Origin of the sequence: Prevotella melaninogenica ATCC 25845, from assembly GCF_000144405.1 — a bacterium.
GTDB lineage: Bacteria > Bacteroidota > Bacteroidia > Bacteroidales > Bacteroidaceae > Prevotella > Prevotella melaninogenica.
Window position 1 is genome coordinate 560,299 of record NC_014371.1, and the last position, 16,267, is coordinate 576,565.

Consider the following 16,267-nt stretch of genomic DNA (forward strand, 5'->3'; position numbering starts at 1 on the left):
ACCTCATACAAAAAGATTATGATTGAAATTATAAAGAAATACTTTCCTCAACTTACTCCAAAACAGGAAGAACAATTTGCAGCGCTCGATGCACTATACCACGACTGGAATGCAAAAATTAATGTCATTTCGCGTAAAGATATTGATAATCTTTATGAGCATCATATTCTTCATTCATTAGCTATCGCAAAATGTATAAACTTCCGTGAAGGTACAAACGTCCTTGACTTTGGTACTGGTGGAGGCTTTCCTGGTGTTCCTCTTGCTATCTTCTTTCCTGAAGCCAACTTTAAACTCATTGATGGTACAGGTAAGAAAGTAAGAGTTGCACAGGAAGTTGCTGATGCAATTGGCCTTGAAAATGTCCTCCCTTCTCACTTACGTGGAGAAGAAGAGAAAGGTAAGTTTGACTTCATTGTATCACGTGCAGTGATGCCACTACCTGATTTAATGAAGATTGTCAAGAAGAATATTGCATCAGACCAACATAATGTTTTACCAAATGGTGTAATTGTTTTAAAAGGTGGAAACCTTGATGAAGAACTGAAACCATACAAAAACATTGCTGAAAAAACTGAACTTTCACAATGGTTTGATGAAGAATGGTTTAAGGAGAAATATCTTATTTACGTACCTGGATAATCCTATCCCTTACGCTTCTATAATATAATTCGTCTTCATTATCAACCATTTATATTCAAATATCACTTATGCTTAAAATCCAAACTTTTGAGGTTAATCCTCTTCAGGAGAACTGCTATGTTGTCAGTGACGAAACGAAGGAATGTGTTATTATTGATTGTGGCGCACTTACCGAAAGCGAACAGAACTCTATCATTGATTATATAAAAGGAGATGGGCTAACACCTGTCCACAATCTTGGTACCCATGGCCATCTTGATCATCACTTTGGTGATGCTGCTCTTCTTACTGCTTTCAACCTCCAGCCAGAGGTTTCTGAAGGCGATAGTGTATTTATAAATAATCCAAAGCAGGCAGCTGCACAGATGCTGGGAATGCAACTGAACTATGACTTGCCTGCTGGTGATTTAAAACTAACAGACAAGCAAATTATATCATTCGGTTCACACACCTTTAAGGTTATGCATACTCCTGGACATTCTGGCGGTTCAGTATGTTTTTATTGTGCAGAAGAGAATGTCATCTTTACTGGTGATACCTTGTTTAAAGGAAGTATTGGTAGAACAGATTTCCCTGGAGGTAGTATGTTTCAGATTATTAGTAGTCTTCGAGAACTTGCACAACTTCCCGACACTACTATTGTTTATCCTGGGCATGGACCACAGACATCTATCGGTTTCGAGCTATCTCATAACCCTTATATGGACCGATAAAACACAAGTAAAATAATTCCTCAAGATGAAAACAAGAAGTTCACAACCCGAAAAGATACTACTTGGTATCGATCCTGGCACTAATGTGATGGGATATGGTGTGCTACGTGTCTGTGGAAATAAAGCTGAACTTGTTGTCATGGGTGTCATTGACATGCGTAGGGAGAAAGATGTATATCTCCGATTAGGCAGAATATTTGAACGTGTAACAGGTATTATCGACGAATATTTACCCGATGAAGTAGCCGTCGAAGCTCCTTTCTTTGGAAAGAATGTACAATCAATGCTGAAACTTGGACGTGCGCAAGGTGTTGTTATTGCTGCTGCTATTAACCACGATGTCCCTATTCAAGAATACGCACCATTGAAAATTAAAATGGCAATCACGGGAAACGGCTCAGCCTCTAAGGAACAGGTTGCTGGTATGTTACAAAAGCTATTACATCTACGTGACGATCAAATGCCTCATTTTATGGATGCTACGGATGCTGTTGCAGCAGCTTATTGTCATTTCTTACAGATGAGTCGGCCAGAAACAGATGCAAAACACTATGGGTCTTGGAAAGATTTTGCGCGCAAAAATGCGGACAGAATAAGATAAACAAAACTCCTCACACAGTTGTATTTATTCATGAACACAGTGATGTACATTAAACCTATAAAACTTCAATAACGTCAAAGATAACAACTAAAACAACACAAGGATTTAAGTATCAAGCGTATGAAAAATAGAATAATAGCTCTTTCATTCCTACTCGCATCTGTACTTACGGTGAATGCCCAGCAGGAGCGTGTATCGAAACAACTATATGCAAGTGCTTACAAGATAGCAACTGACAGTAAAGAAGATGTAAACGTGCGCAAAGCAGCTTCCTTTAAAGTTGACGCAATTACCTATCTTAATACTCGAACATTATCTGCTCTTGTTGATACAACGAAGCAACTTTCTACTAAGGATATTGCTCATCTCAACGCACAACTTGACTCTATGGCTTATTATATGCATGAGTATGTTAATCTCTTTACGAAAGAGTATGCACGTGCTGACAAGCAAAAGAGAAAAGAGCAAATTCTCAAGATATTCCGTGATGCAAGTATTAATCACCCACTCTACAATGACCCTGATAAGAATCTTGTTTTGGTATACTTCAATAGTGAGGACTATCTTACTCAGTTCTCCCTCGATACCGACTGGATTAAAGCATTGGCAGAAGTGAAAAAGAAGTTGGCTGAGTAGTACAAATTCAATCTTTTAAGATACATAACAATGCAAGACGAACAATTAAGATATTCATTTGAAGACAAATTCAAAGAGGATTTGACAACTTATCTACAAGGGAAACAACTTGTAGATAATATGTTGCCAGATATTACAGACATGGAAGATAAGTGGTTGGGGATTGCTGAAGCTTACTTACCTGATGGTATGCGAGAGTTTGCCAACTACCCTACCGTCTCCCTTGGTTGGATGATGTACATCGGTATGGCAATAGCTAAATATTGGGATGAAGACTGGGGGTTGTATAGTAAGGTAGAGAATCTCTACACTTATCTACGCGATCGTATTGATTATGACCACATGGATGACTATATTTGTGAGAAAGTTCTACTTCTTTCTACTGAAGAACATAAGGATATTGCTGCTATTGTAGGAAAGTGTGCAGCACGAACCAATAGCTTACTCCGTCATCTTCCTATTGCACCAGGTAGTAGTGATGCCTTTCAAGCATATGTGGCAGCACTTCACCAAATGTATTATATGGGTGCAGCCATACAGTTAAAACGTATGGGCTATCACATGACAAAAATATAGTTTTAACCCAAATCGGTCATTAGAGCCTAAACATATTTTGTTTTAATATCGAGCAGGTTGTTTGGCTTTGGAACGCAGGCGTAGTGGGCTACGTCAAGTTACAAAGAAGGACAAGATACCGATAAGAAAATTAAGGATGTTAGGAAACAATACCACAGTAATAAGAATCATACATATTGTGCCCTAATGACCGATTTGGGTTAAAGCAAAACACACCTTCTTTATTATAATAGACAGTCCTATTTAATAACCCTATTCGGTCTAAGATTATAAAGATGAGCTTAAGATACATCATATTTATAACGATGTCTTAGCCTTTTCAACTTACCTGCAGACGCTTAGCACACATCGTGCGAATGCCCCGCACATGTTGTGCGGAGGCTTTATATCAATCGTTATAAGCATTTACCTTCTTACTAATTATAAACAAAAAAGCAAGAACTTATTGTTTTAATATAATAGAAAAGCATCTTTACAGCTTTTAAATGATTCCCAATGAACATAAGAAAACAGGGACACCCGATGAGGTGTCCCTGTTTTCTTATATATCTATCAACGTCTAAAGATAGATATTATCACTTAGAAGTACTCTTCTTGTATACCATTAACATTGATAGTGTCAGCCGTCTCACAAGGATTAAACTTAGCAGGAATAGCAAACTTAGTACCTTGATTATATCCTAATCGTTTGTCAGCATAAACACGCTGCATAAAGTAAGCCCATACTGGCAAGGCAGTTGTAGCACCTTGACCCATTGATGTGTGGTCGAAGTGGATATCACGATCTTCACCACCAACCCAGCAACCGCTGACAAGTTCTGGTGTAATACCCATAAACCAACCATCCGAGTTATTGTTTGTTGTACCCGTCTTTCCACCAATATCAGCTGTAAGATGGTAAGCGTAACGCAAACGACTACCTGTACCACCCTGAATAACGGCACGCAACATATCTATCATTTGATAAGAACTTACCTCTGAAATAACCTCTGTCATCAATGGTTGGAACTTAGCAATGACGTTACCATGGCTATCTTCAATCTTAGTTACAAAGAGCGGAGCACAACGAATACCACCATTAGCAAACGTTGTATAGGCACTTGCCATCTCACCAACAGAAGCCTCACAAGGTCCAAGACATAACACCGGACTTGTATTCTTATCAATATCAGGATTGTTCAATCCAAAGTCATGTAGAATGCTTACGAACTGAGACGGACCGAGGAGGTTAATCAGATACGCTGAAATCCAGTTGTTAGACTGTTGTAAAGCCCAGCGCAAAGGGACCTCTTGACCATAACGAGCACGTGAACCATTGCGAGGAGTCCATCCACCATAAGTGCGCTGTACGTTTGGGGCAAGTGTACAAGGAGTCATACCATTCTGCATTGCAAGTGCATAAAGGAATGGTTTTATAGTTGAACCAACTTGACGACGACCACCCATCACAACATCATACTTGAAATGTTGATAATCAATACCACCTACATAAGCCTTAACAGCGCCCGTATGTGGGTCCATACTAACAAAGGCTGAACGGAGGAATGACTTATAGTAACGTATTGAGTCGATTGGCGTCATTACCGTATCAATATCACCATGGTATGTAAAGAGCGTCATCTCATGTGGTGTACGGAAACTACGTCTAATCTCATCAGGTGTAGCTCCCTGCTCTTTCAAACGCTGATAGCGTAGTGTCTGGCGACAGGAGCGATTCAATATCTCTTTAATCGTACGACGTGATATATTAGATGAGAATGGAGCATTCTTCTTATAATGCATAGCCTGATTGAACTGTGACTGTAAGTATCCACCTACATGCTTACGCACAGACTCTTCAGCATACTGCTGCATACGTGTATCAATGGTCGTGTAGATACGTAAACCATCAGTATTCACATTATAAGGCTCACCATTACGCTTCGTATTCTTATTACACCAGCCATAAAGTGGATCCTGCTCCCATGCAATTGAATCAAGAACAAACTGACGATTCTGCCATGACTGATAATTCTCACGCTCCGGTTTCTTTGCCATCATGTATTGACGAAGGAATGCTTGGAAATAATCACCTGCACCACTCACTGGCTTTGACCTCGTAAAATGAAGTCCTAAAGGACGCTGTGACAATTCTTTATATTCATCTTTCGTTACATAGCCAGACTTAACCATCTGCATTAAAACAACGTTGCGACGTTGCAAACAACGCTCTGGATGACGAAGAGGATTGAACATTGATGGGTTCTTGCAAAGTCCTACTAACATAGCAGACTCTGTCACCGTCAACTTACGTGGTTCCTTATTGAAATAGACGTTAGCAGCTCGCTTGATACCAACAGCATTATGAAGGAAATCAAAATAATTGAAATACATAGCAAGTATCTCTTCCTTCGTGAAGTAACGTTCCAACTTCACTGCAATAATCCACTCAATAGGCTTCTGCAAAAGACGTTCTACTGTGCTGTGTGCCTTCTCAGAGAAAAGCTGTTTAGCAAGCTGCTGTGTGATTGTAGAACCACCTCCAGCACTTGCCTGTCCCATCACACCACGCTTCACAACAGCACGTCCAAGGGCTATAAAGTCAACACCTGAATGTTCATAGAAGCGTTCATCTTCTGTCGCAACAAGGGCATGAACAAGGTGTGGCGACAGTCCATTATAGTCGATTGCCACACGATTATTGTTATCCGCGTTCCAAGTACCGATAAGTTGTTGGTCTGAAGAATAGACTTGCGAAGCAAACTTATCTATAGGGTTAGACAATTCATCCATATCAGGCATGTACCCTACCCATCCGTTCCATACAGAGATGAAGAATACGAAGACCAAGCCCAAGATGGCAAGAAGTGACCCCCAGAGGAAATGTACAAAGTGTCTTCTCATAATTGTGAAAATATTATGCAAAGATAATGTAAATCAATGGATAAGCAAAATAAATAGATGTTTTTTTGATATAGGTGGATATTTCCCTTTCTATAGTTCGTTGATTAGAAAATAATAATGTACCTTTACCAACAGAAAAGAACTAAAACATCACAAAACAAAAATGGAAAAGCATAACTTTGTGAATATCCAAGGGTTAGATCGTGAGCAACTACTCTACCTTATTGAAATGGCTCAAGAGTTTGAGAAACATCCAAACCGAGAGCTACTTAAAGGTAAGGTTATCGCAACGCTCTTCTATGAGCCTTCTACACGTACCCGACTTAGTTTTGAAACAGCGGCTAACCGACTCGGTGCACGTGTTATTGGCTTTACCGATGCAAAGGTTTCAAGTGTCAGCAAGGGTGAAACACTAAAAGACACCATCCTCATGGTCTCTAATTATGCCGATGCAATTGTTATGCGACATTACATAGAGGGTGCAGCACAATATGCTTCTGAAGTGGCTCCAATGCCTATCATTAATGCTGGCGACGGAGCACATCAACATCCTTCACAATGCTTGCTTGACCTTTATACAATTAATCAGACACAAGGAACACTGGAGAACTTAAACATCTATCTTGTTGGTGATCTTAAATACGGCAGAACGGTTCATTCTCTCCTTATGGCTATGCGCCATTTCAACCCGACCTTTCACTTTATCGCGCCAAAGGAACTTGCTATGCCAGAGGAGTATAAAGTGTACTGCCGTGAACATAACATCCACTTCGAAGAGCATGAGGATTTCACTCCAGAAGTGATTGCTAACGCAGATATTATCTATATGACACGCGTACAGAAAGAGCGCTTCTCTGACTTAATGGAATATGAACGTGTAAAGAATGTTTATATCCTTCGTCGTGATATGCTCTCATTGGCTCGTCCTAACATGAAGATTCTTCATCCGCTGCCACGTGTGAACGAGATAGCATACGATGTTGATGATAGTCCACATGCTTATTATATCGAGCAGGCCCGTAATGGTCTTTTTGCGCGTGAGGCAATCTTCTGTCATTGCCTTGGTATATCTATGGAAGAGGTGAAGAATGATAAAACAATTTTAGAATAATAACCTTATCAATTTTACGAACATGAGTAGACTTAAGTATGTAACGTTTGCTGCATTGTTGCTGGGTCTTTTGACCACCCTATTCAGCTGCGAACTAAACTCAGAAGATGGTCGTTGGGATCCTATGAAGTGGACTTCGAACCGACAAGGAGACCCAAGAAAGATTACTGCTACAGCAGAAGGTGGAACTTATCAATTAAAATGTACCAATTATGGGGGACCATGGATTAATAACGTTACATCTCAAGACACAACCATCTTTGGTTCAAGTAAAGAGCAAGATTTTCATCATATTCAATATGATTGGTACGATGTATTAGCGAAAGGAAATACTTTTTATATCACTCTCCTCCCCAATACAACTGGCAAAGAACGCAAACTATTCATCGATGTGACAGCAGGTGACATCTTCGATCATATAGAAGTGACACAAAACAAATAAAATATACTCATAATATCTATATAACTATATCCATTTAATGAACATGAATAAACTTAAGAATGTAACGTTTATAGCGTTGTTGCTGGTTCTTTTAACCACCCTATTCAGCTGTAGCAAGAATACAGTTGATGATATCCACAGAACAACTTTTAAGTGGACATCAGACTACACTGGTGACCCAAGGAATATAACAGTTCCTGCTGAAGGAGGTACCTATAAGTTAGTATGCGCTGACTACGAAACTCTGCGATTTGCAAGTATGGCTGTTGAAGAATCTGCAGCACAATATGGCAATAAGGTTATCAGCACTGGTATTGTGGGAAGATGGTACACAGCAGAATTAACAGGCAACACACTCACGATAACCATCGAGCCTAACACCACAGGTAAAAGACGTAAAATAAACTTTTGGTTAAGAGCAGATGATGCCGTAGATAGAGTAGAAATCATCCAAGAAAAATAGAAATAGACTCATAATGCCTATGAGTGAACAAAGAAAACTGCCCACAAATACCCTGTCAGGCATTCCTTCATATCAAGGAGACGGAGTAAGGCTCATATCATTATGTCAAAGAAAGAACGTCTGGTAGCTGCTATTGAAAGCGGCACCGTTATAGATCATATTCCAGCAGAGAAGACTTTTCAGGTTGTGAACCTATTACAGCTCCAGAAGCTCTCCACACCTGTCACTATTGGTTTCAACTTCTCATCGAAGATGGTAGGCACAAAGGGAATCATCAAGGTGAGCGATAAGTTCTTTACCGATGATGAAATTTCTCGTTTGTCGGTCGTGGCACCGAACGTGGTGTTGAACATCATTAATGACTATGAAGTGGTAGAGAAGAAGAAGGTTGTGACACCGGATGAGCTTCGGAGCATTGTAAGATGCAATAACCCAAAGTGTATCACAAATAATGAACCTATGGATACTATCTTCCATGTTGTCGACAAGGAACATGGTATTCTTAAATGTCATTACTGCGACAAAGAGCAGGAAATGGAGAAGGTTGAACTGGTATAGAATCCAAGTTGCTGGGTAAACAAGTTTATAAGTAGACAAGTTGGCGAATTTACAAGTAGATTAGTTACTTGTTTTGAAGGATAAGTTTATTTGTTAAACTACTATCTATTAGTAATTTAATCGATATAATTAAAGCTAATTTGATTGAAGTATTTTATAAATTATAGACTTGTTTATTCAGCCTTAAAACCTTTTTTTCCTATTTATTTACGTGATGAGAAATCAATTTTTTAGTTCTTCCGTTAAATGTGTGGGCGCTTTTCGTATTGCTTTAACGTAAGAACCGAGGTTACTCATCAAACAGAAGCATAGCTAAAACTGTCATTTATCTATCCTACTATCACCCTTCATCATTGAAGACTTCTCATTTTAAGACTTCGAAAATCTACTGACAAGAGCTTGAAAAATCATTACATAATTTCAAAGAAAACATCTATAACTAACAGTAAAAACACATATAAGAAGAAAGTCTGCAACCAACAGGGAATCAATTAGTTATAAAGTAGCACGAGAAAAGATGCTTAATAAGACGTCAAAAGGGCGTTAGTAAGGGGCTTAAAGGGCACCTTTTGCAAGCCAATTGGGCGTCTTTTAGAAGCTAAAAGAGCATGTATTGGTTTTGAACTGCACGAAAATAATTTACAAAAATAAATGACATAGGAATAAATTGTGGTTCTTCCGAAATATGGAGTGACAAACTAAAAGTCTTATATAATAGGCACACGGAGTCACGGAGGGGACGGAGGTAAACGCAATGTCACGCAGGTGCTGACGGCACAAAGAGCGACGAAGGTATAGCGTACAGATTCTTGATAACTACATTGCTTTGTTTTAATAATCCTCCGTCCTCTCCTTTTCTCCGTGTGACATTTCGTCAGAAACCTAACCTTAAGTGGCAAACTTTATCACTCCAAAATACTGAAGACCCTAAAAAATAGCAATAATAGGTTTTATAAACCTACAATTCATTACGCTACAAATAGGTTTTCTCATTTTTTTTTCGTACATTTGCAAGCATAGTATAAGGAGGAATTCCATTCATTCGTAGACAAGTAATAGAATCTTGATGGATAATAAGAATGCAACTTTAGAGTTAGGTACCAAACCTGTTGGTAAATTGTTGGTACAATATGCGTTCCCAGCAATTATTGCTATGATAGCAGCCTCACTCTATAACATAGTAGACCGAATATTCATTGGTCAGATCGTAGGACCAATGGCTATATCTGGTTTAGCTATTACATTCCCTTTTATCAACCTTGGTGCAGCCTTTGGTGCAGCAGTAGGAATAGGAGCATCTACGTCTATCAGTGTGAAATTAGGTCAGCGTGACTATGATACTGCGGAGAACATACTTGGTAATACTGTAACGCTTAATTTGATTATAGGAAGTACATTTGGTATTATCTGCCTTATCTTTCTTGACCCAATCTTACGATTCTTTGGTGCAAGTGATGCTACAATCCCCTATGCCCGCAGTTTTATGGAGGTTATTTTGGCGGGAAATGTCATCTCTCACATGTACTTTGGAATGAATGCAGTACTTCGTGCAGCATCAAAACCTCGTCAGGCAATGATGGCTACGATTTTCACCGTCTTGATGAATATAGTCTTAGACTTTATCTTTATTAGGCTCTGGGGCTGGGGAATTCGTGGTGCAGCTTTCGCCACAGTTTTATCTCAAGCATTGGCATTATGCTGGCAGATGAAGCAGTTGACTAACAAAGATGAGATTTTACATTTAAAGCGTGGAATCTATCGACTTAAAAGACATTTGGTAGAAAACATCATCTCTATTGGTATTTCACCATTCTTGATGAATGTTTGTGCATGCATTGTGGTTATCTTTATGAATAATCAACTTGTCAGATACGGTGGTGATATGGCTGTTGGAGCATTCGGCATAGCTTATAGTGTGGCTATGATTTTTGTAATGTTTGTCATCGGATTAGACCAAGGTATGCAGCCTATAGCAGGATATAACTATGGTTCACAGCAGACTGACAGACTTATGCGTGTATTGAAACTTACAATCTTTGCTGCAACAGGGATAATGGTTACAGGTTGGCTAATTGCCCATTTAGCCCCATATTACTGTGCACGTATGTTCACAAAGGACCCAGAATTAATTCGCCAAGCAATTAAGGCTATTCAAATAAACATGATGATGTATCCTGTTGTTGGATTTCAGATGGTTGTAACAAACTTCTTTCAGTGTATTGGTAAAGTAAAGATAAGCATTTTCTTATCTCTTTCTCGCCAATTACTATTCTTAATTCCACTACTTGTTATCCTACCACATTTCTTCAACTTAAATGGTGTTTGGGCATCATTGCCTTCAAGTGACTTCTTGGCATCATTAGTTGCAGCTATCATTATGATGGCTTATATGCGTCGGTTGAAACAACAAAGTGTGAACAATCAAAACTTAAATTCATAAATAAAGAATCTAAATATGGAAAAGGAACTAATCATAAACGTTGGTCGTCAGATAGGCAGTGGTGGTCATATTATCGCCAAGATGCTTGCTGAAGAATTCGATTGCCAATACTATGACCGTGAGATTCTTAACATTGCAGCTAAGGAAAGTGGGTTTTCAGAGAAGTTCTTTGAGCAAAACGACGAGCAAAAAGGATTTATGAAAGGGCACTTTCATATACACCTTCCTCTCTTAGGTGACAATGACTTTTATAAGAGCAACTTCTCACAGGAAAGTCTTTATCAGTTCCAAAGCGATGCCATTCGTGAAGTAGCAAAGCAGAACCCACGCTGTGTGTTTGTTGGTAGAACAGCAGATTACGTATTACGTGATAATCCAAACACCATCAATATCTTTATAACAGCATCAATGGACACTCGTGTTGCTAATGTATGTGAGCGACGTGGATGCTCTAAAGAAGAAGCTCGTAAGTTTATTGAAAATGGAGAAAGCGAGCGTGCCAAATACTATAACTATTACACAACAAAGGTTTGGGGGCATGCTGAAAGTTATGACCTTTGCATTGATGCCAGTATACTTGGCTTAGAAAAAACAAAGGATCTGATAGCTGATTTTATCAAAAGGAAAAGTCTTTAATGAAACGAATTGGTATAATCTCTGATACTCATGGCTACTGGGATGATAAATACGAATACTATCTTGGGGAATGTGATGAGATTTGGCACGCTGGTGATATAGGTTCATTAGAAGTTGCGGATAAGTTTGAGGCAATGAAACCCATCTTCCGCGCTGTATGTGGGAATATAGATGATTACACTATGCGCAACCGCTATCGGGATGTTCTACGCTTTAAATGCGAAGATGTTGACGTGCTACTTAAACATATTGGAGGTTATCCTGGACGTTATGACCGTTCAGTACAGAGTATGCTCTATGCTTCTCCACCCAACCTTTTTGTTGATGGACATTCACATATTCTCAAAATACAATTCGACAAGACACTAAACCTACTTCATATCAATCCTGGTGCAGCTGGTCTTCGTGGATGGCATAAAGAAAGAACTTTAGTGAGATTAACCATCGAAGGTGATAAATTTACTGATTGCGAGGTTATAACATTAGGAAATAAACAACAAGAAAATAAATAAATTTGAATTGTAAAAGAACAATATTAAGATTCGATTACAATCAAAGACTATTAAAACTTACCCAAAGGAATAACAAACATTTTAAATAACATAGATATGAAAACTTATTTGGTAACTGGTGCTGCCGGTTTTATCGGAGCAAACTACATTAAGTATTTACTTCATAAGAAGTATGTGAATGAAGATATTAAGGTTATTGTCCTCGATGCACTTACATACGCAGGTAACCTCGGTACTATCAAAGATGATATTGATAACGAGCGTTGCATCTTTGTAAAGGGTGATATTCGTGATCGTGAACTTGCCGACAAACTCTTTGCTGAATATGACATTGACTATCTCGTTAACTTTGCAGCAGAAAGTCATGTTGACCGTTCTATTGAAGATCCACAGTTGTTCCTTTCTGTAAACATTCTTGGTACACAGAACCTTATGGATGCTGCACGTCGTGCATGGGTGACAGGTAAGGACGAGCAGGGTTATCCTACATGGAAGGAAGGCAAGCGTTATCATCAGGTATCAACAGACGAGGTGTATGGTTCATTGGGAGCAGAAGGCTACTTTACAGAGGAGACTCCACTCTGCCCACATAGCCCATATTCTGCCAGCAAGACAAGTGCTGACCATTTTGTAATGGCTTATCACGACACTTATCATATGCCTATCAGTATTACACGTTGTTCAAATAACTATGGTCCTTACCACTTTCCAGAGAAATTGATTCCATTAATTATCAATAACATCCTCGAGGGAAAGAAACTCCCAGTATATGGTGAGGGTTTGAATGTACGCGACTGGTTGTATGTAGAGGATCATTGCAAAGCTATTGATATGGTTGTACGTGAAGGTCGTGTAGGTGAAGTTTACAATGTTGGTGGACATAATGAAATGAAAAATATCGACATCGTTAAACTCACAATAAAGACTATCCATGATATGATGGCAGAGGATAAGAACCTCCGTACTATCCTCAAGAAGCAGGTCAAAGACGCAAATGGTGACATTGATATTAGTTGGATAAATGAAGAGTTAATCACACATGTTCCAGACCGTCTTGGTCATGATGCACGTTATGCCATTGACCCAACAAAGATAAAGAATGAGTTAGGTTGGTATCCTGAAACAATGTTTGCTGACGGTATTGTAAAAACTATCCGTTGGAACTTAGAGCATCAAGACTGGATTCAAGAGGTTACTTCTGGAGATTACCAAAAGTACTATGACATGATGTACACAAAAAAAGGAAGATAATAAATCTACTAAAATATAATCTCACACCCTCGTCTAACTCTTCATTATACGGCGAGGGGGTAAAACCTTCTCACAAACAAAAGATAGACAACACATCTTCAAATGAAAAAAATCTTGTTATTAGGCTCAGGCGAACTGGGCAAAGAGTTCGTTATAGCAGCTAAACGTGCTGGACAATATATCATTGCTTGCGATAGTTATGAGAATGCACCAGCCATGCAGGTAGCTGATGAGTCTGAAGTAATAGATATGCTTGATGGTACAGCCCTTGATGCTATTGTAGATAAGCACAAACCGGACTTGATTATTCCTGAGATTGAAGCAATCAGAACTGAACGTTTGTTTGATTATGAAGAACGTGGAATACAAGTTGCTCCATCAGCACGTGCTGTAAACTTCACAATGAATCGTCGTGCCATACGCGACCTTGCAGCACGCGACTTAGGTTTAAGAACTGCCAAATACTTCTATGCAAAGACATATGATGAGTTCAAAGCTGCAGCTGACGAGATTGGTTTCCCATGTGTCGTTAAACCTTTAATGAGTTCAAGTGGACATGGTCAGAGTTATGTTCACAATGATGAAGAACTCGAAGAAGCGTTTAAGAATGCGATGGATGGTGCACGTGGCGATGTGAAGGAGGTGATTATTGAAGAGTTTATTGAATTTGAGAGTGAGTTTACACTGCTTACAGTGACACAGAAGAATGGCCCTACCCTCTTCTGTCCACCTATTGGACACATACAGAAAGGTGGTGATTATCGTGAAAGCTGGCAACCATATGCCATCTCAGAAGAATCATTACATCAGGCAGAACATATTGCTAATGAAGTGACACGCGCACTAACCGGATATGGTATATGGGGAGTCGAGTTCTTCTTAACAAAGAAGGGAGAAGTAATCTTCTCAGAATTATCACCTCGTCCACATGATACAGGTATGGTCACATTGGCACATACAACCAACTTCAGCGAATTTGAACTTCATTTCCGTGCTGTAATGGGACTCCCAATCCCTGCTATTCACCTTGAACATGCAGGTTGTTCTGCTGTAATTCTTTCTCCTATTGAGACTGACAAACCTTTATCATACAACCTATTAGATGCTTGCAACGAAGATAGAACACGCCTACGTATATTCGGTAAACCATTTGCTCACGTGGGTCGTCGTATGGGTGTAGCACTCTGTTATGGAGAAGTAGGAACAGATATGGATGCACTTCGTGATAAGACTAAGCGTGTTGCAGCAACCGTATTGGGTACAGATCCCTATATGAAGAAATAAAGACTGAATAGTCTAAAGGCTGTAAGAATGAAAGAAACAGAAGCTTCAATAGGAAAGATTATCTCCTTACAAAAGATGGTTGACCCACGTGGTAACCTCTCTATTGCTGAGGGAATGAAGGATATTCCTTTCAACATTTCTCGTGTTTATTGGACATACGATGTACCTTCAGGTGCTTGCCGTGGTGGTCATGCCCATAAACATTGCCGAGAATTCATCATTGCTGTTAGCGGTTCCTTTACTGTTACCCTCGATAATGGACGTGATAAGCAATCTTTTCTCTTGAATCATCCTTATCAAGGACTCTTAGTTGAGACTGATACCTGGCGTACGCTCGATGATTTTTCATCAGGAGCCGTATGCCTTGTTTTGGCAGAAGATTCTTTTGAAGAGAATGATTATATCCGTGAATACACAGAGTTTCTTAACTATAAGTGTTCTAAGAAAGGATAAAGGTAAAACCATAGATTAGATATAAAAGGATAAAAGAAGACCGTTCAGACTATCTTCTTTTATGCAATCCTAAAATATAATGTTTGAAGTAAAGCAATACACGCAAGAACAAGCACAAGCGTGGAACGAGTTTATTGAGGATTCACGACAAGGAACATTCCTCTTCAATCGTTCTTATATGGATTATCATGCAGATAGGTTTCAAGACGCTTCGCTGATGATTTATCGAAAAGGACAGCTCTATGCACTCTTACCTGCTAATCGTTTAGGCGACACACTTTACTCTCATCAAGGATTAACTTACGGTGGACTTATAACAAAGAAACAGGCTACTACAGCAGAGATTTGCGAGATATTCATAAAGATTAATGAATATCTTTACCATTCTGGAGTACAAAGAGTTATCTATAAACCTACGCCATGGATATACCATTGTCATCCTGCTGAGGAAGATCTCTATGCGCTAACATATATTTGTCATGCAAAACTAACGGCTCGTGACATCTCAAGTACTATTCCATTCGATTCACATATAAAGTTCAATGAGAGTCGTCGAAGTGGAGTTAGGAAGGCCAAACGTGCTGGCGTGACAGTTCGGGAGAGTCAAGACCTTGCAACTTTTTGGGATATTCTCGATAAGAACCTCACCAATAAGTATGCTACTCACCCTGTACACTCCCTTGAAGAGTTAACTTTACTCCACAGTCGGTTCCCTAACTCGATTAGACTATTCATGGCATATAATGACAAAGGGATAGCTATTGGGGGTACTATCATTTATGAAATGCCACGAGTCGTTCATTCTCAGTATATCTCAGCATCTCCAGAAGGGAAAAGGCTTGGGGCTATCGATCTTCTCTTTGACTATATTCTTAATAATGTATATGCCAATCATAAGGGCTTCTTTGACTTTGGTAAAAGCACAGAAGAGGAAGGAAAGATTCTAAACACAACGCTTATTTTTCAAAAAGAAGGCTTTGGAGGACGAGGTGTATGCTATGACTATTATGAGTGGGAAACAGATACTATCATAGAGTAATATAAAGATCCCGACCATACTCAACCT

Annotated in this window: 17 protein-coding genes; 16 read left to right on the plus strand and 1 reads right to left on the minus strand. The window is 39.2% G+C overall.

The window, feature by feature from the left end; all coding sequences use genetic code 11:
- The first annotated feature begins 18 nt into the window (after positions 1-18).
- The 5 genes from rsmG to HMPREF0659_RS09300 all read left to right on the plus strand — a co-directional run bounded on the left by rsmG (position 19) and on the right by HMPREF0659_RS09300 (position 3,168).
- On the plus strand, positions 19-642 hold the full coding sequence (gene rsmG / locus HMPREF0659_RS09280; RefSeq protein ID WP_013265377.1) for a 16S rRNA (guanine(527)-N(7))-methyltransferase RsmG: 624 nt from the start codon (positions 19-21) through the stop codon (positions 640-642).
- A 68-nt stretch (positions 643-710) separates the two neighbouring features.
- Positions 711-1,355 (plus strand): MBL fold metallo-hydrolase, encoded by a 645-nt coding sequence (locus tag HMPREF0659_RS09285; protein WP_013265231.1) that lies wholly within the window; start codon positions 711-713, stop codon positions 1,353-1,355.
- Between the two features lie 25 nt (positions 1,356-1,380).
- On the plus strand, positions 1,381-1,956 hold the full coding sequence (gene ruvC, locus HMPREF0659_RS09290) for a crossover junction endodeoxyribonuclease RuvC (RefSeq protein WP_004359457.1): 576 nt from the start codon (positions 1,381-1,383) through the stop codon (positions 1,954-1,956).
- Positions 1,957-2,076: 120 nt separating this feature from the next.
- Positions 2,077-2,592 (plus strand): hypothetical protein, encoded by a 516-nt coding sequence (locus HMPREF0659_RS09295; RefSeq protein ID WP_013265832.1) that lies wholly within the window; start codon positions 2,077-2,079, stop codon positions 2,590-2,592.
- 30 nt (positions 2,593-2,622) lie between these two features.
- A complete protein-coding gene (locus HMPREF0659_RS09300; protein ID WP_013265742.1) occupies positions 2,623-3,168 on the plus strand; it encodes a hypothetical protein in 546 nt (181 codons plus the stop codon).
- Positions 3,169-3,747: 579 nt separating this feature from the next.
- Here HMPREF0659_RS09300 and HMPREF0659_RS09305 read toward each other — a convergent pair.
- Entirely contained in the window at positions 3,748-6,051 is a 2,304-nt protein-coding gene (locus HMPREF0659_RS09305; protein ID WP_013265198.1) for a transglycosylase domain-containing protein, read from the minus strand.
- A 163-nt stretch (positions 6,052-6,214) separates the two neighbouring features.
- Here HMPREF0659_RS09305 and pyrB point away from each other — a divergent pair, with 163 nt between their 5' ends.
- The 11 genes from pyrB to HMPREF0659_RS09360 all read left to right on the plus strand — a co-directional run bounded on the left by pyrB (position 6,215) and on the right by HMPREF0659_RS09360 (position 16,240).
- Entirely contained in the window at positions 6,215-7,162 is a 948-nt protein-coding gene (gene pyrB, locus HMPREF0659_RS09310) for an aspartate carbamoyltransferase (protein WP_013265797.1), read from the plus strand.
- A gap of 22 nt (positions 7,163-7,184) precedes the next feature.
- Positions 7,185-7,604, plus strand: coding sequence for a BACON domain-containing protein (locus HMPREF0659_RS09315; protein ID WP_108235559.1), 420 nt, complete (start codon positions 7,185-7,187; stop codon positions 7,602-7,604).
- A gap of 43 nt (positions 7,605-7,647) precedes the next feature.
- A complete protein-coding gene (locus tag HMPREF0659_RS09320; RefSeq protein ID WP_226893201.1) occupies positions 7,648-8,067 on the plus strand; it encodes a hypothetical protein in 420 nt (139 codons plus the stop codon).
- Positions 8,068-8,169: 102 nt separating this feature from the next.
- Entirely contained in the window at positions 8,170-8,625 is a 456-nt protein-coding gene (gene pyrI, locus HMPREF0659_RS09325) for an aspartate carbamoyltransferase regulatory subunit (RefSeq protein WP_013265703.1), read from the plus strand.
- A gap of 1,066 nt (positions 8,626-9,691) precedes the next feature.
- Positions 9,692-11,065, plus strand: coding sequence for an MATE family efflux transporter (locus HMPREF0659_RS09330; protein ID WP_013265659.1), 1,374 nt, complete (start codon positions 9,692-9,694; stop codon positions 11,063-11,065).
- Between the two features lie 15 nt (positions 11,066-11,080).
- Complete coding sequence (locus HMPREF0659_RS09335; RefSeq protein WP_013265283.1) at positions 11,081-11,701, plus strand: cytidylate kinase-like family protein; 621 nt, start codon at positions 11,081-11,083, stop codon at positions 11,699-11,701.
- Positions 11,701-12,213: a metallophosphoesterase family protein gene (locus HMPREF0659_RS09340; RefSeq protein ID WP_013265604.1), complete on the plus strand. Its 513-nt coding sequence runs from the start codon at positions 11,701-11,703 to the stop codon at positions 12,211-12,213. The genes HMPREF0659_RS09335 and HMPREF0659_RS09340 overlap by 1 nt, the downstream gene beginning before the upstream one ends.
- Before the next feature lie 96 nt (positions 12,214-12,309).
- A complete protein-coding gene (gene rfbB, locus HMPREF0659_RS09345; RefSeq protein ID WP_013265479.1) occupies positions 12,310-13,464 on the plus strand; it encodes a dTDP-glucose 4,6-dehydratase in 1,155 nt (384 codons plus the stop codon).
- 102 nt (positions 13,465-13,566) lie between these two features.
- Positions 13,567-14,748, plus strand: coding sequence for a formate-dependent phosphoribosylglycinamide formyltransferase (gene purT, locus HMPREF0659_RS09350; protein WP_013265414.1), 1,182 nt, complete (start codon positions 13,567-13,569; stop codon positions 14,746-14,748).
- A gap of 27 nt (positions 14,749-14,775) precedes the next feature.
- Positions 14,776-15,201, plus strand: coding sequence for a sugar 3,4-ketoisomerase (locus HMPREF0659_RS09355; protein WP_004359470.1), 426 nt, complete (start codon positions 14,776-14,778; stop codon positions 15,199-15,201).
- Between the two features lie 79 nt (positions 15,202-15,280).
- Complete coding sequence (locus tag HMPREF0659_RS09360) at positions 15,281-16,240, plus strand: GNAT family N-acetyltransferase (RefSeq protein ID WP_013265847.1); 960 nt, start codon at positions 15,281-15,283, stop codon at positions 16,238-16,240.
- Positions 16,241-16,267 lie beyond the last annotated feature (27 nt).